The sequence below is a fragment of the Streptomyces sp. NPDC047028 genome, from assembly GCF_040644095.1.
In the GTDB taxonomy this organism is placed as follows: Bacteria; Actinomycetota; Actinomycetes; order Streptomycetales; family Streptomycetaceae; genus Streptomyces.
This window is the reverse complement of sequence record NZ_JBEYVS010000017.1, coordinates 13,267-33,578: the sequence shown is the minus strand read 5'-3', so window position 1 is coordinate 33,578 and position 20,312 is coordinate 13,267. Positions and strand designations below refer to the sequence as shown.

Annotated in this window: 16 protein-coding genes, 1 tRNA gene and 1 riboswitch; of the genes, 10 read left to right on the top strand and 7 right to left on the bottom strand. The window is 73.1% G+C overall.

Annotation, left to right across the window (positions count from 1 at the left end; translation table 11 throughout):
* Positions 1-56: 56 nt before the first annotated feature.
* The 4 genes from ABZ854_RS17030 (at position 57) to ABZ854_RS17015 (ending at position 3,513) form a co-directional block, all read left to right on the top strand.
* Positions 57-458, top strand: coding sequence for a metalloregulator ArsR/SmtB family transcription factor (locus ABZ854_RS17030; protein WP_361210861.1), 402 nt, complete (start codon positions 57-59; stop codon positions 456-458).
* Positions 455-1,225, top strand: coding sequence for an aquaporin (locus tag ABZ854_RS17025; RefSeq protein ID WP_361210858.1), 771 nt, complete (start codon positions 455-457; stop codon positions 1,223-1,225). The genes ABZ854_RS17030 and ABZ854_RS17025 overlap by 4 nt, the downstream gene beginning before the upstream one ends.
* A 47-nt stretch (positions 1,226-1,272) precedes the next feature.
* Positions 1,273-2,217, top strand: a complete 945-nt coding sequence (gene sigJ / locus ABZ854_RS17020; protein WP_361210855.1) for an RNA polymerase sigma factor SigJ — start codon at positions 1,273-1,275, stop codon at positions 2,215-2,217.
* Positions 2,218-2,310: 93 nt separating this feature from the next.
* Positions 2,311-3,513: an FAD-dependent oxidoreductase gene (locus tag ABZ854_RS17015; protein WP_361210852.1), complete on the top strand. Its 1,203-nt coding sequence runs from the start codon at positions 2,311-2,313 to the stop codon at positions 3,511-3,513.
* Positions 3,514-3,543: 30 nt separating this feature from the next.
* Here the strand turns inward: ABZ854_RS17015 and ABZ854_RS17010 are convergent, their stop codons facing one another.
* Positions 3,544-4,260, bottom strand: coding sequence for a TetR/AcrR family transcriptional regulator (locus tag ABZ854_RS17010; RefSeq protein ID WP_361210849.1), 717 nt, complete (start codon positions 4,258-4,260; stop codon positions 3,544-3,546).
* A 141-nt stretch (positions 4,261-4,401) separates the two neighbouring features.
* On the opposite strand from ABZ854_RS17010, the gene ABZ854_RS17005 reads away from it, so the two are divergent.
* On the top strand, positions 4,402-5,028 hold the full coding sequence (locus ABZ854_RS17005; RefSeq protein WP_361210846.1) for an NAD(P)H-dependent oxidoreductase: 627 nt from the start codon (positions 4,402-4,404) through the stop codon (positions 5,026-5,028).
* Between the two features lie 22 nt (positions 5,029-5,050).
* Here ABZ854_RS17005 and ribA read toward each other — a convergent pair whose 3' ends face one another.
* Together ribA and ABZ854_RS16995 are read right to left on the bottom strand one after the other, a co-directional pair.
* Positions 5,051-5,692 carry a GTP cyclohydrolase II gene (gene ribA, locus ABZ854_RS17000; RefSeq protein ID WP_361210843.1) on the bottom strand — a complete coding sequence of 214 codons (642 nt, stop codon included), beginning with the start codon at positions 5,690-5,692 and terminating at the stop codon, positions 5,051-5,053.
* Between the two features lie 141 nt (positions 5,693-5,833).
* Positions 5,834-6,412, bottom strand: coding sequence for a MarR family transcriptional regulator (locus tag ABZ854_RS16995; RefSeq protein WP_361210840.1), 579 nt, complete (start codon positions 6,410-6,412; stop codon positions 5,834-5,836).
* 68 nt (positions 6,413-6,480) lie between these two features.
* Here ABZ854_RS16995 and ABZ854_RS16990 point away from each other — a divergent pair, with 68 nt between their 5' ends.
* From ABZ854_RS16990 to ABZ854_RS16980, 3 genes are all read left to right on the top strand, one after another.
* Positions 6,481-7,614: a dihydrofolate reductase family protein gene (locus ABZ854_RS16990; RefSeq protein WP_361210837.1), complete on the top strand. Its 1,134-nt coding sequence runs from the start codon at positions 6,481-6,483 to the stop codon at positions 7,612-7,614.
* Positions 7,615-7,712: 98 nt separating this feature from the next.
* Positions 7,713-7,786 (top strand) — tRNA-Met (locus tag ABZ854_RS16985).
* A 307-nt stretch (positions 7,787-8,093) separates the two neighbouring features.
* Positions 8,094-8,265, top strand: a riboswitch (cyclic di-AMP (ydaO/yuaA leader).
* A 7-nt stretch (positions 8,266-8,272) separates the two neighbouring features.
* Positions 8,273-9,304: a M23 family metallopeptidase gene (locus tag ABZ854_RS16980; protein ID WP_361210834.1), complete on the top strand. Its 1,032-nt coding sequence runs from the start codon at positions 8,273-8,275 to the stop codon at positions 9,302-9,304.
* A 46-nt stretch (positions 9,305-9,350) separates the two neighbouring features.
* Here ABZ854_RS16980 and ABZ854_RS16975 read toward each other — a convergent pair whose 3' ends face one another.
* The 4 genes from ABZ854_RS16975 to ABZ854_RS16960 form a co-directional block, all read right to left on the bottom strand.
* Positions 9,351-10,691, bottom strand: a complete 1,341-nt coding sequence (locus tag ABZ854_RS16975) for a PrsW family intramembrane metalloprotease (protein ID WP_361211159.1) — start codon at positions 10,689-10,691, stop codon at positions 9,351-9,353.
* Positions 10,692-10,757: 66 nt separating this feature from the next.
* Positions 10,758-11,624: a tRNA (guanosine(46)-N7)-methyltransferase TrmB gene (trmB, locus tag ABZ854_RS16970; protein WP_361210832.1), complete on the bottom strand. Its 867-nt coding sequence runs from the start codon at positions 11,622-11,624 to the stop codon at positions 10,758-10,760.
* A gap of 408 nt (positions 11,625-12,032) precedes the next feature.
* Positions 12,033-13,241: an L-2-hydroxyglutarate oxidase gene (gene lhgO, locus ABZ854_RS16965; protein ID WP_361210829.1), complete on the bottom strand. Its 1,209-nt coding sequence runs from the start codon at positions 13,239-13,241 to the stop codon at positions 12,033-12,035.
* Positions 13,242-13,443: 202 nt separating this feature from the next.
* Positions 13,444-14,868: an MFS transporter gene (locus ABZ854_RS16960; RefSeq protein ID WP_361210826.1), complete on the bottom strand. Its 1,425-nt coding sequence runs from the start codon at positions 14,866-14,868 to the stop codon at positions 13,444-13,446.
* A 701-nt stretch (positions 14,869-15,569) separates the two neighbouring features.
* On the opposite strand from ABZ854_RS16960, the gene ABZ854_RS16955 reads away from it, so the two are divergent.
* Together ABZ854_RS16955 and ABZ854_RS16950 are read left to right on the top strand one after the other, a co-directional pair.
* Positions 15,570-17,759 carry an asparagine synthase-related protein gene (locus tag ABZ854_RS16955; protein WP_361210823.1) on the top strand — a complete coding sequence of 730 codons (2,190 nt, stop codon included), beginning with the start codon at positions 15,570-15,572 and terminating at the stop codon, positions 17,757-17,759.
* Positions 17,760-18,027: 268 nt separating this feature from the next.
* Positions 18,028-20,265: an NEW3 domain-containing protein gene (locus ABZ854_RS16950; RefSeq protein ID WP_361210820.1), complete on the top strand. Its 2,238-nt coding sequence runs from the start codon at positions 18,028-18,030 to the stop codon at positions 20,263-20,265.
* Positions 20,266-20,312: the final 47 nt, after the last annotated feature.

Below are 20,312 nucleotides of genomic sequence, written 5' to 3'. Positions count from 1 at the left end.
TTGATGTTCGTCGATGCAAGCTTGCGCGCTGGATCGAAGAACGTCAACATAGAGGCATGTCGAAGCAAGAACATGAAGCGGGCGGCCGGGAGGGTGGCACGGGTTGCTGCCAGGGCCTGGCCGAGGCGCCGTTGGGGGAGGAGCGTGCCGTGGAGCTGGGCAGGGCCTTCAAGGCGCTGGGCGATCCGGTGCGGCTGCGGCTGCTGTCGATGATCGCCTCGCGGGAGGGCGGCGAGGTCTGCGTGTGCGAGATGACCCCGGCCTTCGACCTGTCCCAGCCGACGATCTCCCACCACCTCAAACTGTTGAGACAGGCCGGCCTGATCGACTGCGAGCGCCGTGGCACCTGGGTGTACTACTGGGCGCTGCCCGGTGCCCTGGGCCGGCTCGCCGCCTTCCTGACCTCGCCTCTCGCCACGGCTCCGGCCACGCCGCGGACCGCGGGGGTGCGTGCGTGAGTGCCTCCCTCGGGCGCCGTGCCGCCGCCGAGGCGGTCGGTACGGCGTTGCTGCTGGCAGTGGTGGTCGGCTCCGGCATCCAGGCGGCCGAGCTGTCGCGCGACGCGGGCGTGCAACTGCTGGCCAACTCGCTGGCCAGCGCCTTCGGCCTGGGCGTGCTGATCGTGCTGTTCGGGCCGGTTTCCGGAGCACACCTCAACCCCGTCGTCACGCTGGCCGCCTGGCTCAGCGGCCGCCGCGCCGGGACCGGGCCGGCCCTGCGCGAGGTGGCGGCGTACATTGCGGCGCAGGTGGCCGGGGCGATCGGCGGTGTGGTGGTGGCCGACGCCATGTTCGGCAAGCCGCTGGTCAGGTTCTCCACCCACGACCGGTCGGCCGGCCATCTGTGGCTCGGTGAGGCCGTCGCCACGGGCGGGCTGATCCTGCTGGTCTTCGGCCTCGAACGGATCGGCCGGGCATCCCTGGCCCCCGTCGCCGTGGCCGCCTACATCGGGGCCGGGTACTGGTTCACCTCCTCCAGCTCCTTCGCCAACCCGGCGCTGACCGTCGGCCGGGTCTTCACCGACACCGTCGCCGGGATCTCCCCCGCCTCGCTCGTCCCGTTCGTCGCGGCCCAGTTGGCCGGGGCGGCGCTCGGGCTGGGCGCCGTGGTGCTGGTGTACGGACGTCCCGTTGCGGCTGCGGCTGTCGTTGCCGCTCCCCTTCCCGGTGCCACGCCGGACGATGTCGTCGGTCCGCACGGTGAGCCCGAACTCGCCGCCCCCTGAACTCCGTCGCGTCTCCTCTCGGCCCCGGGGGACTAAAATCCGTCAGCATGGCCCTGAGCGTGCGCGACGTGGACAGGTTCGAGGCGGCCCGGCCCCGGCTGGAGGCCATCGCCTACCGTCTCCTCGGTTCCGCGAGCGAGGCCGAGGACGCCGTGCAGGAGACGTTTCTGCGCTGGCAGGGCGCCGACGTCGGGCGGGTCGACGTGCCCGAGGCCTGGCTGACGAAGGTGCTCACCAACCTGTGCCTCAACCAGCTGACCTCCGCCCGCGCGCGGCGTGAGACCTACGTGGGGCAGTGGCTCCCCGAGCCGCTGCTCGACGGGGATCCGATGCTCGGCCCCGGCGACACGGCGGAGCAGCGCGAATCGGTGTCGTTCGCCGTCCTGGTGCTGCTGGAGCGGCTCACCCCGAGCGAGCGCGCGGTCTACGTGCTGCGGGAGGCCTTCGACTACCCGCACCGGGAGATCGCCGAGATCCTCGACCTCACCGAGTCCGCCAGCCAGCAGATCTTCCACCGGGCCAAGAAGCACGTCGCCGACGGCAGGCCCCGGACCGAGATCGACGAGGTGGCCGCCCGCCGGATCATCGACGAGTTCCTCGCGGCGGCGACCAGCGGCCGGACCGAGCCGCTCGTCCGGCTGCTCACCCAGGACGCGATCGCGGTCGGCGACGGCGGCGGGAAGGTGCCGGCCCGCACCAAGGCGTTCGAGGGCGCGGTCGCGGTGGCGACGTTCATGCGCGGCCTGTTCAAGCCGAGCCGGGCCAAGCGTGACCTGGCCGGCGGCTCGCCCGGGATCTACGTCAGTACCGCCAACGGCGCCCCCGTCGTCGTCGCGGCCCTCGACGGCCGGGTCATCGGCGTCGTCACGCTGGAGATCACGGCCGACGGCATCGCCGCGTTCCGCAGCCAGGTCAACCCCGACAAACTCGACCGCGCCACCCGGCGCTGGGCGGCCACCGACCACGGGGAACCCCTCTTCCACGCCTTCTGACCACCCATGTGACGTGCTTCACAATCCAACCCTGTCAGGAAACGGCGGGCTGCCCGGTTCAAGGGGCGAACCCGCTTAGACAGGAGCCGGAACATGAAGCACCGCATCGTCGTTCTCGGAGCCGGATACACCGGAGCCACCGCCGCCGGGCGCCTCGCCAAGCGGCTGCGCCCCGACGACGTCCACATCACCCTCGTCAACGCCGAACCGGACTTCGTCGAGCGCGTCAGGATGCACCAGCTCGCGACCGGCCAGGACCTCACGCCCCGCCCGTTCACCGAGATGTTCGCGGGCACCGGCGTGGAACTGGTGATCGCCCGCGTCACCGGCGTCGACGTGGACCGGAAGACGGTCGAAACCCGGTCGGGCGACGGTGACGGCGTGCGCGACTTGTCGTACGACACCCTCGTGTACGCCCTCGGCAGCGGCTGGAACGACCAGGGGGTCCCCGGCACCGCCGAGTACGCGTACGAGGTCGCGAGCCGGCCCGGCGCGCTGCGGCTGCGTGAGCGCCTCGCCCGGCTGGACGCCGGCCAGGCCGTGCTGGTCGCCGGCGCCGGTCTCACCGGTCTGGAGGCCGCGACGGAGATCGCCGAGGCCCGCCCGGACCTGGACGTCACCCTCGTCGCGCGCGGCACCCTCGGCGACTGGCTCTCCGACAAGGGCCGCCGGCACCTGCGCGAGGTCGTCGGCCGGCTCGGCATCACCGTGCACGAGGACACCGCCGTCACCGAGGTGGCCGCCGACCACGTCACCACCGCCGACGGCACGTCCCTCCCGGCCGCCGTCACCGTCTGGACCACCGGCTTCGCCGTCCACCCGATCGCCCGGGCCACCGGCGTGGAGGTCACCGACACGGGCCTGATCGTGGTCGACGGCACCATGCGCTCGGTCTCGCACCCGGACGTGTACGCCGTGGGCGACTCGGTCCTGGCGACGGGTCCCGGCGACAAGCCGCTGCGCATGTCCTGCGCCTCGGGCGTCCCCACCGCCTGGCAGGCCGCCGACGCCATCGCGGCCCGGCTGACCGGCGCGAAGGTCCCCACCGTGCCGCTGCGCTACTACGGCCAGTGCGTCTCGCTGGGCCGCCGGGACGCCCTGCTCCAGTGGGTCACCGCCGACGACACAGCCCGCCCGTCGGCCCTGACCGGCCGGCTCGCCGCCCGCGTCAAGGAGATGGTCTGCAAGGGCGCGGCCTGGGGAGTGGGACACCCGACGCTCGGCATGCCGGTCCGCCGCCGCGGCATCCTGCGCGAGCCCGCCGACCGGACCGCCCCGGCCGACGTGACGGTCTGACCCTCGGACCTCGGCCTGGGGCCGGCGCCGTCAACTCGTCGCGTACGCCCGCAGGAACGCCGACACCCCACCCCTGATCAGGGCGTCCACCTCCTCCGCGGGGAGGGGGAGGACGCCGTAGTGGGAGCGCAGGGCGATGAACTGGCCCGTGAGGGCCGTGAAGTGGGCCGCCGCCAGGGGGGCGTCGCCCCGGAGGTCGAGCAGGCCCGCGTCCTCCAGGTTCGCCATGGCGCCGGCGAGGGCCCGCGCCACCGGTTCGGGACCCGCCTCGCGCCAGGCCTGGAGGACCTCCGGCGGCACGTGGTCCGCCTCGGAGTGGATGTGGCGGACCAGGGCGAAGTGGTTCGGGTAGTCGGTCATGAGCCCGACGAAGGCGCGGGCCAGGGAGACCAGGTCGCGCTCCAGGTCCTCCGGGCGGGGCGGGTGCTCGGGGTTCAGCACCGCGCGCAGCAGGGCCAGTTGGGCGTCCCGCACCTCGCTCGACGACCAGGTCACCACGGCGCCGAAGAGCTGGGCCTTCCCGCCGGGGAAGTGGTTGTAGAGGGTGCGCGTGGAGACGCCGGCCTCGGCGGCGAGGGCGTCGACCGAGGCGCGGGTGTAGCCCTCACGGCCGAACAGGGTGCAGGAACCGCTCGCGATGGCGATCTGCTTGGCCAGCTTGCGCGGTGACACCTCGCGCCGCGCCCGCTCCAGCCGGGCGTCGTTCGTCTCGCTCGTCTCGCCACCCGTGTTACCCACGTCGCCCACATCGGCCTCCTCTGCCGCGCACTCTACCGGGACCCGGCCATGGATGTGCAATTACCGTTGTACTTATTACAACGACCGTTGTACGTTTCAGGAGAGGCGGCCGCACCGAGCGGCCGAACGCCCGACCCATGGGGGATTCCTGTGCCTGCCAACACGTCCACCAACACGTCCGTGTCCGGCGACGCCCCGCTCCGCGTCGCCGTCATCGTCGGCAGCGTCCGCGAGGGCCGCGTGGGCCCCGCCGTCACCGACTGGTTCCTCCGCACCGCCGTCGGCGGCGAGGACGTGGAGTTCGACGTCATCGACGTGGCGGACGTGCCGCTGCCCCTGGCGATGCCCGGCCACGGCGGCGCCCCGGGCCCCGAGGCCGCCGCCGCACTCGAGGAGGTCTCACCGCGCCTCGCCGCGGCGGACGCGTTCGTCGTGATCACGCCCGAGTACAACCACAGCTTCCCGGCCGCCCTGAAGAACCTCGTCGACTGGCACCACGCCGAGTGGCAGGCCAAGCCCGTCGGTTTCGTGTCGTACGGCGGACTCGGCGGCGGAATCCGAGCGGTCGAGCAACTCCGCCTGGTCTTCGCCGAGTTGCACGCGGTCGGCATGCGGGACGCGGTCAGTCTGCACTGGCCGTGGTCGCACCTCACCGAGGACGGCACCCCCAACGACACCGCCGTGACCGAGGGCGCCGCCAAGGGCATGCTCGGCCAGCTGACGTGGTGGGGGCGGGCGTTGCGGTCCGCGCGGGCGGAACGGCCGTACGCTGCCTGAGGCGGCGTGGCGAACGGGCGCCTCAGCCCGCGTTCAGCTCCGTCAACTCGCCCAGCGGCAGCGTGTGCTGGGTCTGGAGCACCTTCGCCCGCAGGTACCGGACGTTGTGCGCCGTGGTGAACACCCCGGTCGGCACCCGGTCCCGGACCACCACTCCCAGCGACCGCAACTGTCCCGCCTTGTCCGGGTTGTTGGAGAGCAGGTCCAGCTCGCCGATGCCCAGCGCGGCCAGCATCTGCGCGGCCGCCGTGTAGTCGCGGGCGTCCTCCGGGAGACCGAGGGCGGCGTTGGCCTCGTAGGTGTCGAGACCCTGGTCCTGGAGGGCGTAGGCGTCGAGCTTGTTGTAGAGGCCGATGCCGCGCCCCTCCTGACGGAGGTACAGCAGAACACCGCCGCGGCCGGCGATGCGTTCGACCGCCTCCCGCAGCTGGGGTCCGCAGTCGCAGCGGGCCGAGCCGAAGACGTCCCCGGTGAGGCACTCGGAGTGCAGACGGACCAGCGGGACGGTGTCGGGCGCGGGGTCGCCCAGGACCACGGCGACGTGCTCGGCGCCGTCGGTCAGGCCGTGGAAGGTGACGAGTTCGGCGTCGACGCCGTAGCCGTCGTGGAAGCGCAGCGGGACCCGGACGCGGGCGCGCGGCGTGGCGACAGGGGTGGTGGGCATGCGGGCCTCCGGGTCCGTGGCGATCTCCGGGCCGTGTGCTTCAGATTTGAAGCAAGCGGTCGTGATCGTGGACCCTACCCCATGCTTAAAACTTAAAGCAACGGGCTTTTCGGCGGCGTCCGTGGTGCCGGTCGGCGCGCGTCAGGAAAGCTCGTCCGGCGAGGAGCCGGCGGGCGTGCTCGTCCCTGAGCCCGTCCCCGGGCCCGTGCCCGAGCAGGGTGCCGACCGCCGTCGCCACGGCACGTCCTCCGCCGCGCTCCCCGTCTCCTCGCCCTGCAGCCCCCGTACGACCCCGGTGCAGATCTCCTCCAGCTGCCCCACCTGCTCCGGAGTGAGCCGGTCGAAGAGGGTCGCGCGGACCGTGGCCACGTGCCCGGGCGCCGTACGCTCCAGGACGGCCGTGCCCGCCTCCGTCAGCACCGCGATGCTGCTGCGCTTGTCCCACCGGCAGTCCTCCCGGCGTACGAGCCCGTCGCGCTCCAGCCGGGTCACCGCGTACGTCAGCCTGCTGCGGGTGATCTTCAGGGTCTCCGCGAGGTCCGTCATCCGCAGCCGCCGGTCGGGCGCGTCGGACAGGTTGGCCAGCACGGAGTAGAACAGGTGGGGCATGCCGGCCTCCTGCTGGAGCTGCCGGTCGATCGCGTCCTCCAGCAACTGGGAGGCGGCGATGTAGGCGCGCCACGCGCGCTGCTCCTCGGGGGTGAGCCAGCGGGTCGTCATGCCGCCAGTGTAAGTTGTTTCAAACTTGAACCAAACCCCGCAGTCCAAAGGCCAGGGAGAGCGCGCCGATGCCGTACCCGTACGTCCTGCTGTCCGCAGCCGTCTCGCTCGACGGCTGCCTGGACGACACCGGCCCCGACCGGCTGCTGCTCTCCAGCCCCGCCGACTTCGACCGGGTCGACGAGGTGCGTGCCTCCGTGGACGCCATTCTGATCGGCGCCGGCACCATCCGCGCCGACAACCCGCGCCTCCTCGTCAACTCCGCCGAGCGCCGCACGGCCCGCCTCGCCGGGGGGAAGCCGGAGTATCCGCTCAAGGTCACCGTCACCGCCACGGGCGACCTCGACCCGGCCGCGAACTTCTGGCACACCGGCGGGGAGAAGATCGTCTACACGACCGACCGGGGCGCCGAACGGGCCGCCCGCGCCCTCGGCCGCAGCGCCGACGTCGTCGCCCTCGGCCCGGCCCTCGACTGGCGCGCGCTGCTGGAGCACCTGCACGACGTCAGGGGCGTACGGCGGCTGATGGTCGAGGGCGGCGGCACCGTCCACACGCAGCTCCTCCAGCAGGACCTCGCCGACGAACTCCAGCTGGTCCTCGCCCCGGTCCTGGTCGGCGACCCGGCGGCCCCGCGCCTGTTCGGTCCGGGCGCGTACCAGGCGGGCCGGCTCCGCCTCACCGAGACCCGCCGGATCGAGGACGTCGTCCTCACGCGGTACGAGCCCACCGCCCCCGGCACGGGTCCGCTGGCTTCCCCGGCCGACCGCCACTGGCTGCGCACCGCCTGCGAGCTGGCCGCGCTCTGCCCGCCCTCGGAGACGGCCTTCAGCGTCGGCGCGGTCGTGGTCGCCGCCGACGGCACGGAGCTGGCGCGCGGCCACTCGCGGGAGGGTGGCGACCCGGTGGTGCACGCCGAGGAGGCCGCCCTCGCCAAGCTCGGCCCCGCCGACCCGCGGCTGCCCGGCGCCACCGTGTACAGCAGCCTGGAGCCCTGCGCCCGCCGCTCCTCGCGCCCAGCGCCGTGCGCCGAGCTGATCCTCGGGGCGGGCGTGCGCAGGGTGGTCACCGCCTGGCGCGAGCCGGACACCTTCGTGGCCGGGGCCGACGGCACGGGGGTGCTGACCGGCGGGGGAGCGGACGTGGTCGTCCTGCCCCAGTACGAGGCCGCGGCCAAGGCGCCGAACGCGCACCTGCTGGGCTGAGGCACCCCCGGCTTCCGCCGGTGTCGGGGCGCCTCGACCGGCCCGGCGGGAACGGATGTGCATCGCACCCCGCGGATGGCGTACAGTGGTCTCAACGACGCGGGGTGGAGCAGCTCGGTAGCTCGCTGGGCTCATAACCCAGAGGTCGCAGGTTCAAATCCTGTCCCCGCTACTGAAGGCTCAGGGCCGGAATCCTTTTGGATTCCGGCCCTGAGTGTTTTCTGCCGTCCCTTGGTGCGCCGGCCCCGCACCTCACCCATGGTGACCGGACCGGAGCCCTCCGCATAACATCTGAGTCACCATCAAAACCTCTGTGACTCCTGAATTTCGGTCAACCCGCCCGATTTGCGCGCCTCTTGGCCTGTACGTCCGCCCTAGAAAGGGTAATGATCAAGCAGAACGGCTTGGAAACAGCCACCCCGGTCTATTAACGTTCGATAACGCAGCGCGGTCGTCCCAGCCGTCACAAGAGGCGGCTCCGTGCGCACGCGCCGAATCCCGCGAGGGAACCGGGGAACCACCACCTTGGGGTGAATCACGCGGATACCGCTGTGGACTTCTCTGTGAGTCCACGACACGTATACGCGCGTAGGAGACCTTCCTGCTCCGAACCCGTCAGCTAACCCGGTAGGCGGAGGAAGGAAAGGAGTACGCCCGCGTGGCGTCCAACCGGCCTGCCCCGACAGCCCCGTTCGTGCCGAGCCAGCGTGACGGCGAGCCCTACGGCTACGGCGACCAGCGCACCGACGAGGGCCCCTGGGAGGAGTGGAATCCCACCGAGGACTCCATCCGCCCGGTACGCGGCCGGCACCGCGTCTCCAAGCAGCGCGGCGGCGGACTCGCCCGCAGCTCCACCGTCCTCGGCGTCGGTGTCATCGCCGCCGTCGGCGCGGGCGGCATGGCCAGCGCCAACACCGGCAAGCCGCCGGTGTCGATCTCGATGCCGGACCTGCCGTCCATCGGCCACCTATTCGACGACTCCTCCGACGGCCCCTCGTCCACCACGGCCTCGCTGGCCCACATCGGCACCGCCTCCGCCACCGACCAGGGCGGCTCCGACGCCGGCGAGGCGCTGCGCAACCGGATCATGGCCCAGGCGGACCGGCAGCAGAGCCAGGTCGACACCAAGGCCACCGTGGCCGCCGTCGCCGCGGCCGAGAAGCAGGCCGACGACGCGGCCGCCAAGGCGGAGAAGGCGGCCGCCACCCAGGCCGCCGACGCCAAGAAGGACGCCGAGGCCGCCGCCGCCAAGAAGGCCGAGGCGGAGCGCCTGGCCAAGCTGGCCAAGCAGTACACGCTGCCGACGACGTCGTACACGATCACCGGGACCTTCGGCCAGCCCGGCTCGATGTGGTCCTCCGGGTACCACACCGGCCTCGACTTCGCCGCCCCCACCGGCACCCTCATCCACGCCATCCACAGCGGCAAGATCACCGGGGCCGGCTGGGCCGGTGCCTACGGCTACCGCACGATCCTCACCCTGGACGACGGCACCGAGCTGTGGTTCTGCCACCAGTCCTCGATCAACGTCACGGTCGGCCAGAAGGTCAGCACCGGCCAGGTCATCGGCCGCGTCGGCGCCACGGGCAACGTCACCGGCCCGCACGTCCACGTGGAGGTCCACCCGAACGGCCAGGCCACCGCCATCGACCCGATGACCTGGCTGCGGAGCAAGGGCCTCAACCCCTGAGGGTCCCCGCCGGGGTTCCGTGCGGCGGGGCCAAGTGTGCTGGGGCCTACGTCCGGTACGGGTTGTGCGCGGGATAGGGCACGGCCGGACAGCCGTAGTAGTCCTGGCCGTAGCCCTGGCCAGGGAGGTGGCCGTGGCCGTAGCCGTAGCCGGGCCAGTAGGGCGCCGGCGCCGGGGCGGACGCGCGGGTCGCGTACTCCAGCGCCGGCCAGGCCACGTCCCTCAGCGCCCACAGCTCGGACAACAGCTCCCGCTCGCGTACGGCGAAGTCGGCCGGCGCCCTGCCCAGCCGCGCCCGGTGCCGCAGGAACGCCAGCGAAGTGGCGCAGGCCTCGTACCGCGCGACCGTCCGTCCGGCGGGCCGGCCGCCGAAGTGGTGCCGGGCGTACTCGCGGGCCATCCGCCGCGCCCGCATCGACCCGAGGACGTACGGCTCGGCCGGGCCAAGCCACCCCGCGAACACATACGCCGGCAGCTCCTCGCGCACGGTGCGCAGCTCCCGCTGCCGGGTCCAGATCGCGAGCCAGGTCAGCAGGCCGAACGCGGGCACCATGAACAGGCCGTAGACGGCGAAGAAGCCGTAAGCGCCGAAGGTCGAGGAGCCGTTCCAGAAGGCGTGCATGCCCATCGCGAGCAGCAGGCCGCCGAGCGGCAGCAGCACGCGCCGGGCGCGCTGTCCGTCCCCCGCGAGCGCGCCGGCGCCGAAGCCGATGCCGGTCAGGACGGTGAACAGGGGGTGGGCGAACGGTGACATCACGATGCGCACGAAGAAGGTGGCGGCGGTGACGGAGGCGATACCGCGGCCGCCGGTGAGCTGGTCGGTGCCGAAGGCCGTGCCCAGGTAGAGGATGTTCTCGGTGAACGCGAAGCCGGTGGCGGTGATCCCGGCTGTCACCACGCCGTCGACGATCCCCGTGAAGTCCCGTCTGCGGAACAGGAAGAGCAGCAGGACGGCCGCCGCCTTCACGGACTCCTCGACGATCGGCGCTATCACCGTCGCGCCGAGGGTGTCGGCGCCGGCCGGGTCCGCCGTGGAGGTGGCTATCCAGTGCGTGGCGAAGCTGTTGGCGACGATCGCGATCAGCGCGGCCGCGCACGCGCCCCACGCGAAGGCGAAGACCAGGTTGCGCCAGGGGCACGGTTCGACCCGGTCCAGCCAGCGGAACGCGGCCGTCAGCCAGGGCACGGGCAGCACGGCCAGCCCCAGTCCGACCAGGAAGCCCTCCGTGCCGGTCTGCCTCCGCACGAGCGCCAGGATGACCAGCCCGGACAGCGCCAGCAGCGTGATCAGTGCGCCGTACCGCACCCAGCCGCGCTGCCACCAGTGCGGGTGCCGGAGGGCGGCGTCGCCGGGTCCGGCGCCGGCGCCGGCTCCGGTGGGAGGTATCGGGTACGGGGCACTGGTGGGCGGCACGGCATCGACCCTAACGGTGACGACAACGAGGGGCTGTTGTCACTGCGCTTCCGGCTGCCCGTCCCGCGGTGACCGGTGGGGTACGCGGCGGAACAGCAGATCACGCACCACATGTCCCTTGTCCAGTCCCTGGCCCTCGAAACGGGTCAGCGGCCGGAACTCGGGGCGCGGCGCGAAACCGCCGTCCGGCTGGGTGTTCTCGAAGTCCGGGTGCGCGTCCAGGACCTCGAGCATCTGCTCGGCGTACGGCTCCCAGTCCGTCGCGCAGTGCACGATCGCGCCGGGCTTCAGCCGGGTGGCGGCCAGCGACAGGAACTCGGGCTGGATCAGCCGTCGCTTGTGGTGCCGCTTCTTCGGCCAGGGGTCCGGGAAGTAGACGCGGAGGCCGTCGAGCGCGTCGGGGGTGAGCATCTCTCGGAGCAGGATGATCGCGTCGCCGTTGCCGACGCGGACGTTGCCCAGTCCGTTGCGGTCGGCGAGGTTGAGCAGGTTGCCCTGGCCCGGGGTGTGCACGTCCACCGCGAGGATGCCGGTGTCCGGGTCGGCGGCGGCCATCTGGGCGGTCGCCTCGCCCATCCCGAACCCGATCTCCAGCACGACGCTCTTCACGCCGCCGAACAGTTCCCCCAGGTCGATGATCCGCTGCCCGTCGATGTCCAGCCCCCACTGGGGCCACAGCCGCTGCAGCGCGTCGGCCTGGCCGGCCGTGACCCTGCTCCGCCGCGGCTGGAAACTGCGGATCCGCCGCTCGAAGTGCGACCCCGCGGGATCCGCCTTCGGCCCGTCCGGAAACCGCGGCTCCCCCTTGGCCCGGGTGTGCCGCACCGACACCCCGGGGACATGCGAGGGCTCCGCCACGACGGGAACGGGCCGGGGGACATCGGAAGAGTTCAAGGAATCAGCCACAGTCCCCCAATTTTACGGCGACCCGCCGACGTCCTGGTCCGAAGGCCCCGGGAGCCTTCTCGTCCCGTGGAGCGGTGGCCCGGAGGCGCCGGGTGCTTTCGCGTCCTGTGGAGTGGTGGCCCGGGGGCGCCGGGTGCTTTCGCGTCCTGTGGAGCGCCAGCCCGGAGGCCCCGGAAGCCTTCACACCCCGTGGAGCGATTGGCCCGGAGGCCCCGGTGCCTTCACGTCCCGCCGGGCACCGGCAATGGGTTCCGTCCTGCCGAGCGACTGACAACGGCCCCCCATCCCCCCGTGGCGGCGGCCATCCGCCCGGCGGCCTGCGGCCTTGGGTGCCCTCTTCATCTCGCGAGTCGGGTGGCGGGTGGGCGAGGTCGGGGGTCCAGGGGGCGGAGCCCCCTGGTGCGGCTGCTACAGGGCGCCCAGCAGGTTCAGCACCCGGCGCGACACCTCCCGGCCGATCGGCAAGGATGCCGTCGCCGCCGGGGACGGCGCGTTCAACACGTGGACGGCCCGAGGCGCCTCCCGGATCAGGAAGTCGTCCACCAGCGTCCCGTCCCGCAGCACCGCCTGCGCCCGCACCCCCGCAGGGGCCCGCACCAGGTCCTCCGATTCCACCGCCGGCAACAGCCTCCGCACCGCCCCCAGGAACGCCCTCTTGGACACGGACCGGGCCAGCTCCCCGGCCCCATATCTCCAGTGCTGCCGGGCGATCACCCACGACCCCGGCCACGCCACCGTCCCGGCCAGCTCCCGGGGCCGTACGACCCCCCACCCGTACCCCTCGCGGGCCAGCGCCGGCACCGCGTTGGGCCCGATGTGGACGCCCCCGTCGATCCCCCGGGTCAGATGCACCCCGAGGAACGGGAACGCCGGATCCGGCACCGGATACACCAGTCCCCGCACCAGCTCCGGCCGGGCCAGCTCGTAGTACTCCCCCCGGAACGGCACGATCCGCACCCCGGGCTCGTCCCCGGTCAGCCGGGCCACCTCGTCGCAGTGCAGGCCCGCGCAGTTCACCAGCACCCGCGCCCGCACGACCTCCCCGCCCGAGGTCAGCACGGCCACGCCCCGCTCCGGCCGCCGGTCCACCCGGACGACCCGCGCGCCGTACCGGATCTCGGCGCCGGAGGCCCGCGCGAGCTGACGGGCGACGCCCACGTAGTCGCACACCCCGGTCGTCCCGACGTGTATCGCCGCGAGTCCGCGCACCTCCGGCTCGTACTCGCCGATCTGCGCGGCGCCCAGCTCCCGCACCGGGATCCCGTTCTCCCGGCCGCGCTGCACGAGTGCGTGCAGCCGGGGCAGCTCCTCCTTCTCGGTGGCCACGATCAGCTTGCCGGTGACGGCGTGCGGAATGCCGTACTCGGCGCAGAACTTCACCATCTCGGCGGCGCCCCGCACCGCGTACCGCGCCTTGAGGGAGCCCGGCCGGTAGTAGATCCCACTGTGGATGACCCCGCTGTTGCGCCCCGTCTGGTGCCGGGCGGGCCCCGCCTCCTTCTCCAGCACGGTCACCCGCGTGCCCGGCGCGGCCCGCGTGACGGCGTACGCCGTGGCCAGCCCGACGATCCCCCCGCCCACGACGAGCACATCACAGTCGTACGCCCCGACCGGCACCGAGCACCACCTCCACTCCCGATAGTGCACTGCGCCACTGACAACGCATCGAAACCCCGGCCCACGGCAGCGCCCCCAAAGGAGCGCGGGGCAGTGTCGATATGGGGCTCCGCCGCGCGGGCGCGAGAAGACGAACGCACCCGCACCCGCGAGATCACCGCAACCCGGCAGACGCGACGCGGCCCCAAGCCAAGCCGCAGCACTACGCCAATGCCATCAGCAACGGCCGCGCCCGCTCCCGCAACTCCACCACCCGGGGCTCGTCCCCGTACGGCTCCAGCCGGTGCAAAAGGTCCTTCACGTACTCCGTGGTCCGCGCCGACGAGATCCGCCCCGCCACCTCCACCGCCCGCACCCCCTGCTCGCAGGCCGCGTCCAGGTTCCCCGACTCCAGCTCGGCGACGGCCGACACGACCAGCCGCAGCCCGTGCGACCGCACGAACTCCTCCGTCGGTTTCGACAGCGCCTGCTCGGTGAAACGCCGCACCTGGCGGGGCGCCTTCAGGTCCCGGTAGCACTCGGCGGCGTCGGCGGCGAACCTGTCGTAGCCGTAGAAGCCGAGCCAGGAGGGATCGTGGTCGCCGTCCCTGGACCGCTCCAGCCACCCCTCCGCCGCCTTCAGCGCCGCGCCGGCCGCCTGCGCGTCCGCCGCGCGCGCGTGCGCCCGCGCCTCGACCAGCCGGAAGAAGCTCATGGTCCGCGCGGTCGCCAGTCCACGGTTGCGTTCGACGGCGGCCTGCGCGAGGTCGACGCCCTCGTCACCGAAGCCGCGGTACGTCGCCTGCAGGGACATCGACGCCAGCACGTACCCCCCGAGCGGTACGTCCGCCGCCGCGCGCGCGAGCCGCAGCGCCTGGATGTAATACCGCTGGGCGGCCTCCTGCTGGCCGGTGTCGAAGGCCATCCACCCGGCGAGCCGGGTCAGTTCGGCGGTGGCCCCGAACAGCGCGCGGCCCACCTCGTCGGAGTAGGCACCGAGCAGCAGCGGCGCCGCCTCCACCCGTAAACACTCCGGGACCATGGACGAACGCCAGTCGCCGCCGCCGTACTTGGAGTCCCAGCGTCTGGCGTCCTCGGCGGCCTCGCGCAGTTTCCCCACGTCGCTGTGGCCGACTTTGATCGGCGCGCCGGAGCCCTCGGCGGTGTTCGCCTCGCGCGCGACCGAGCTGTCGGCGGGGGTTATCAGCCACCGGGAGGCGGGCGTCGCGTACGCGCTCACCGCGAACGACCCGGCCAGCGACTGCCAGATGCCGCCGGAGCCGGCCCGGCGGCCGGCCAGGTCGAGCCGGTACAGCTCCGTCGCCGACCTGACCGCCTGTCCCACGTCGCGGGGGAAGGCGAGGCCCACTTCGGGGGCGGGATCCGCGTCCGCCAGGCCGATCTCGTGGAGCGGCACCGGGCGGCCGAGCTTCTGCCCGATGGCGGCCGCGATGAGGTGCGGCGCCGCTCCCTGCGGCACCATCCCCTTCGACACCCAGCGCGCCACCGAGGTCTTGTCGTAGCGAAGTGTCAACCCGCGTTGGGCGCCAAGGTCGTTGACGCGGCGCGCGAGTCCTGCGTTGCTGATTCCCGCGAGGGCGAGAACGGCGCCGAGCTTTTCGTTCGGCCCGCGTTGCTCCCTGGACATGCGCCACCCCTCGACACAGACGGCTGTCGCGCTGGCATAACCACGCGGCATTCGTAAACCCAGCGTAGTTCGCCGCATCCCAAGCGTTAAGAGGCATTGTTCCGGTTGGCGGGATTGTGGTCCGTACGGCAGTACGGACCTGTACGCACCGTGCACGGCCGCCGGGACGTGCCCCCGGCCGTGTGGCCGTGCGCCCGTCCGTGCGCTCTTCTCCGGCCACCGGGGGAGCGGTTCCATGGCTCGTGCGTGGGTCGGCCCGCTGTACTGGATCCAGCGGGCTGGGGGACACCGCCACCTACATCCCCGCGGGTGGCGGACCGGTCCGGGAGGCGACACCCGCCTCCCGGACTGTGCGCGTCAACTGCCGCCCGTGCGCTGCGCAGAGCCTGTACGGAGCGTGCGCGCGCCTTCTGGCATGCCGATGATTTGGCCGAAAATCGCCCCTGCCGTGGGTGGGTGATTACCGCCCCCACCACGGGACTTGAGGGCGCAGAGGGCGTTCAAAGGGCGTGAATCGGGGGCGCATTCGTATCGTAGCCGGTGGGTACCGTACGGGAGTTCGTGCGTTGCCGGGCACGCGCGCGTGGAAGCGTTCCCCCGATCGAAGGCGGCGCCGGCGGCCCTCCGGAGCGGCCCCTTCATGGCAGCATGGGGTCCGGTTCGTACGGTGCACTGGTTGTCCACGGTCTGTGGAGGCGTCCATGCGGTGGTTGGTGGGATGGAGCAGCACCGCCGCGAGTGCCGCCGGGTTCGCTTCCCCGACCGGTTACGACGGTCCCGCGACCGGATACGGCGGTTCCGCGAACGCGTACGGCGGTTCCGCGAGCGGTTACGGCGGTTCCGGGGGCGTGTCCGGATACGCCGGTTCGGCCGGGGCCACCGGATACGACGGCGAGACCCTGCACCCGGTCGGCTCCCAGCTCCTGTGGGGAGACCCCGACCCGCTGTGGGCCGTCGGCGACTGGCGGCCCGACGAGGTGCGCGTGGTGCGGGCCGACGCGCAGAACCGGATCGCCGTCCTCGGCACCTGCGGGGCCACCGACGAGCAGCTGCGACTGGGCCTGATCGCCGCGCGCGGGGGCGCGCTCAGACACCTGACCAACTGGCCCGGCAGCTACACGGCCGTCGTGCAGGTGGGCCGCCGCATCACCGTGTGCGGCGATCTCGCGGGCGCCCGCCCGGTGTTCCACACCCCCTGGGCCGGCGGCACGGCCTACGCCACCGCAGCCCTGCCGCTCGCCGACCTCATCGAGGCAAACCTCGACTTCGGGCACCTCGCGGCTCTCCTCGCCGCCCCCGACGTACCGGCCGCGCTGCACGACACCACCCCCTACGACGGCGTACGGCGCATCCCGCCGGGGCACGCACTGGTGCTGCGCGCCGGCGCGCGGGAGATCGCCGGGTACGAGCCGGTCGCCTCCCTCGCCGTGGCCGCGCCCCCGGCCGACGCCGACAGCGCGGTGGACGCCGTACGGGACGCGCTCGTGGAGGCCGTGCGCGCCCGGCTGTCGGCCCCCCGGCACGTGCCCGACCTCGACCCCGGCCCGGTGCCCGGCATGGGTCCCGCCGCACGGCGCGCCGCGCGCGGGATGCCGGTTCCGGGGATCGGCGCCGACCTGTCCGGCGGCCCGGCCTCGGGCACGCTCGCGCTGCTGGCCGCCGGACTTCCCGGCATGCCGGGCACCCTGCTGGGCCACGGCACGGGCGCGGGCGAGCGGCTGCTCGCGGTCACCTTCAACGACCTGGCCGTCGGCGGGCGCGAGGCCGAACTCGAACGCGCTGGCGCCCTCGCGGCCAACCCCCGGCTGCACCACGTGGTGGTGACGGGCGCCGAGGAGACCCTGCCATACGCCGACCTCGACGGCCCCCTCACCGACGAACCCGGACCCTCGCTGGTCTCGGCGGCCCGGCACCGCGCCCGGCTCGCCGCCGGCAGCGCCGACCACTTCACCGGGCACGGCGCCCGGCAGGTCCTGGACGCCCACCCGGCCCGCCTCGCCGACCTTCTGATGGACCGCCAACGGCGCCATCTGGTCCGCCCGGTCGCCGCGCTGACCAAGGCCGACGGGTCGGTGATGGTCCCCGCGCGCGTGTACAGCGCGGCCCGGCGGCTCGCGCGCACCCCGTACCGGGCGGGCGTGGAGGCGCTCGCCGAGCGGCTGATGCGGCGCCGCTTCGACGAGCCGCACGGCGCGGTCGGCGCGTCCCTCGCCGCGCTGACCTGGGCGGGACCGGGTCCGGCCGCACGCTGGATGACGGGGGAGGCATTGGCTGAAGTATCGGTTCTGCTCCAGGGGTCGCTGAACCGGTCCGCGCTCGGCCCCGGACTGCGCCCCGGCGACTACCGCGCGCGGGCGGCACTCGCCCGGTCCGCCGCCGACCTGCGCGTCCTCGAACAGGCCGCCGAGATCCGCTCCCAGCGGCTGCATTCGCCCTTCCTCGACAACCAGGTCGTCCGGGCCTGCCGCGCCCTCCCCGAGGCCCTGCGCGTCAAGCCCGGCGCCCGCTCCGCGATCCTCCGCACGGTCCTGCAGGGCGCCGGCGTCAGCGACCTCCCGCCCGGCTGGGGCACCCCGTCCCACGCGTCCTCGGCAGCGGCGGCGCGCGCGGGCCTGCGGCTGGCCGCCGACACCCTGATGGACCTGTTCACCACGCCGCTGCTGGCGGAGGCCGGCCTGGTCGAGGCCCGCGTGGTCCGCCAGGCGGTACGGGCGACCGCCGACGGCGACCCCCTGCCCCTCGACGGGCTCGCCGACCTTGTCTCCCTGGAACTCTGGCTGCGCCGCCTCCTGGCCCGCAGGGGCACCTGCTGGACCGGTACCCCGGCCCGCGCCCGCGCGGTCCCCTCCGGGATCACCCCGAGAAGGGGAGCACTGGCACCGGGGGTGTGAAGGCGCGTACGCGGGTGTGAGGGGCGCGTATCGGGCTGTGCTCCGGGCCGCGTTCAGGAGTCCTGTCGCGCCCCCGAGTCGACGGGGGCTGCCCGGCACCGGACCGGTTGCCGGCCGGAACGGAGTCCGCGAGCCCCGAGCTGCACGTTGGCCACTCCATGCATGCTCGGTTCTGCGCGAAACGTGCTTGCTTATTGCATGTATGAGCGACGGTGGAGCAGGATGTGGGCGCCATGTCGGTCCTGACGTGTCCCAGACGGGAGTTCCCGTGTTCGAGAGAGCCCGCACCACGCGCAGACGTCCACCCGCCACGCCCCGCCCCGGCGCCGCGGCACCCCGCCGAACGGCCCGAGGGCGCAGCGCACTGGCGCTCGCGGCCGCCCTGTCCGCACTGACCCTCGGCGGTCTGGCCGCGCCGGCCGCCGCCGAGTCGCCCACGGACGCCGCGTACCCGAACCTCGCACCGACGCCGCCCATGGGCTGGAACAACTGGTCGTACTACGGCTGCGACATCAGCGAGGCCACCGTCCTCGCCAACGCCCGCGCCCTGGTCTCCTCGGGACTGGCCGCCAAGGGCTACGACACCGTCACCACCGACGACTGCTGGATGAGCCACAGCCGGGACGCCGACGGAAACCTCGTCGCCGACCCCCAGCGCTTCCCGCACGGCATGGCCTACATCGGCGATCAACTGCACGCCATGGGACTGAAGTTCGGCATCTACGAGGACGCCGGCACCTCCACCTGCGGCGGCTACCCCGGCAGTTACGGGCACATCCAGCAGGACGCCGACCTCTTCGCCCGGTGGAAGGTCGACTACCTGAAGCTGGACGGCTGCAACGTCCCCGTCCCCGCCGGACAGAGCGCCGACGACGTGTACCACGGCATCTACGGCGACATGAGCCGGGCGCTGCTCGCCACCGGGCGGCCCATCGTCTTCTCGGTGTCCGCGCCCGCCTACTTCGAGGGCGGCAGCGACTGGCACCACGTCATCTCCTGGTCCGCGCAGGTCGGCAACCTGTGGCGGGAGGGCCGCGACATTGCCATGGAGCCCGGTTCGGCGCGCGGCAAGTGGTCGTCGATCAAGTACAACTACGGCTACAACGTGCAGCTGGCGGACCTGCAGAGTCCGGGCCGCTGGAACGACCCGGACTTCCTCCTCGCCGGCCAGTCCCGGCTCACCGGTGACGAGATCCGCAGCCAGATGTCCCTGTGGTCGGTCATGGCGGCCCCGCTCATCTCCAGCACCGATCTGACGAAGGCCTCGCCCGACGCCCTCTCGGTGCTCGGCAACGAGGACGTCATCGCGGTCGACCAGGACGCCAAGGGCATCCAGGGCCGCATCGTCGGCCACGGCGACGGCTACGACGTGCTGTCCAAGCCCCTCGCGAACGGCGACCGCGCGGTCGCCCTGTTCAACTCCTCCGACGAGGCACGGACCATCACCACCACGGCCACCGAGGCAGGGCTGCCGGCCGGGACGTCGTACCTGCTCAAGGACCTCTGGTCGAAGAAGACCACGCAGACCACCGGCACCATCGCCGCGAACCTGCCCCCGCACGCCACCGCGCTGTACCGGGTCCACGCCGGCCCCGCGCACCGCACGCAGCCCGCCACCGCGATCACCTGGACCCGGGCCGGCGGGGACGACGGCACGGCATCCACCTGGAAGGTGAGCCTCGCCGACCACGGGCCGACCGGCCTCACCCGGGCCCGGCTGGCCGTGGACGCGCCCGACGGGTGGGCCGTCAGCCCCTCGACGGCCTCCCTCGGCCGTGTCGGGCCCGGCACCGCGAAGAGCGTCACCGTCACCGTGAAGGGTCCCGACGCCAAGCCCGGCACGACGGTCAGCACGCTGACCGCGACGGCGGACTACCGCGCGGGCGGCGCCGGTACGGGGACCGTTGCCGGTCGGGCATCGGTCGTCACCGACGTGCCCTACCCCAGCCTCGCCGCCGCCTTCGACAACACCGGCATCACCAGCGAGTCGGCGCCCCCGGCCCCGGGCAACTACACCACCGGCGACTTCGACGGGGACGGCGACACCTACTCGGCCCAGGCGCTCGCCGCGGCCGGTGCGACGCCGGGCGCCGAGATCAGCAAGGGCGGCGTGACCTGGACCTTCCCCGACAGCGCGCCGGGCACCCCGGACAACGTCGCCGCCGCGGGGCAGTCCATCACCCTGACCGGCAGCGGCTCGGAGCTGTGGTTCCTGGGCGCCGAGGCCGGGTTCACCTCCGGCCAGGTCAAGGTGACGTACACCGACGGCTCCACCGGCACCGGCAGCCTCGGCTTCCCCAACTGGTGCTGCACCGACGGCACGGAGTACGGCGCGACCACCGTCGTCACCACCGACCACCGCAACACCCCGGCCGGCCCGGCCAACTACGGCATCGGCTACAAGCTCTTCGGCAACCCGGTCCCGCTGACCCCGGGCAAGACCGTACGCACCGTTACCCTCCCGGACGCCGACCAGATCCACGTGTTCGCGATCAGCGTGCGGTGAGGTGCACCTCGCCGTGAGCCGATGATGCGGCGTGCTCCGGTGGGGGT

Coding starts and splice junctions, on each gene's coding strand:
- ABZ854_RS16955 (WP_361210823.1), top strand. CDS start 15,570: ATGCGGTGGTTGGTGGGATGGAGCAGCACCGCCGCGAGTGCCGCCGGG.
- ABZ854_RS16995 (WP_361210840.1), bottom strand. CDS start 6,412: ATGACGACCCGCTGGCTCACCCCCGAGGAGCAGCGCGCGTGGCGCGCC.
- ABZ854_RS16990 (WP_361210837.1), top strand. CDS start 6,481: ATGCCGTACCCGTACGTCCTGCTGTCCGCAGCCGTCTCGCTCGACGGC.
- ABZ854_RS17015 (WP_361210852.1), top strand. CDS start 2,311: ATGAAGCACCGCATCGTCGTTCTCGGAGCCGGATACACCGGAGCCACC.
- ABZ854_RS16960 (WP_361210826.1), bottom strand. CDS start 14,868: ATGTCCAGGGAGCAACGCGGGCCGAACGAAAAGCTCGGCGCCGTTCTC.
- ribA (WP_361210843.1), bottom strand. CDS start 5,692: ATGCCCACCACCCCTGTCGCCACGCCGCGCGCCCGCGTCCGGGTCCCG.
- sigJ (WP_361210855.1), top strand. CDS start 1,273: ATGGCCCTGAGCGTGCGCGACGTGGACAGGTTCGAGGCGGCCCGGCCC.
- ABZ854_RS17030 (WP_361210861.1), top strand. CDS start 57: ATGTCGAAGCAAGAACATGAAGCGGGCGGCCGGGAGGGTGGCACGGGT.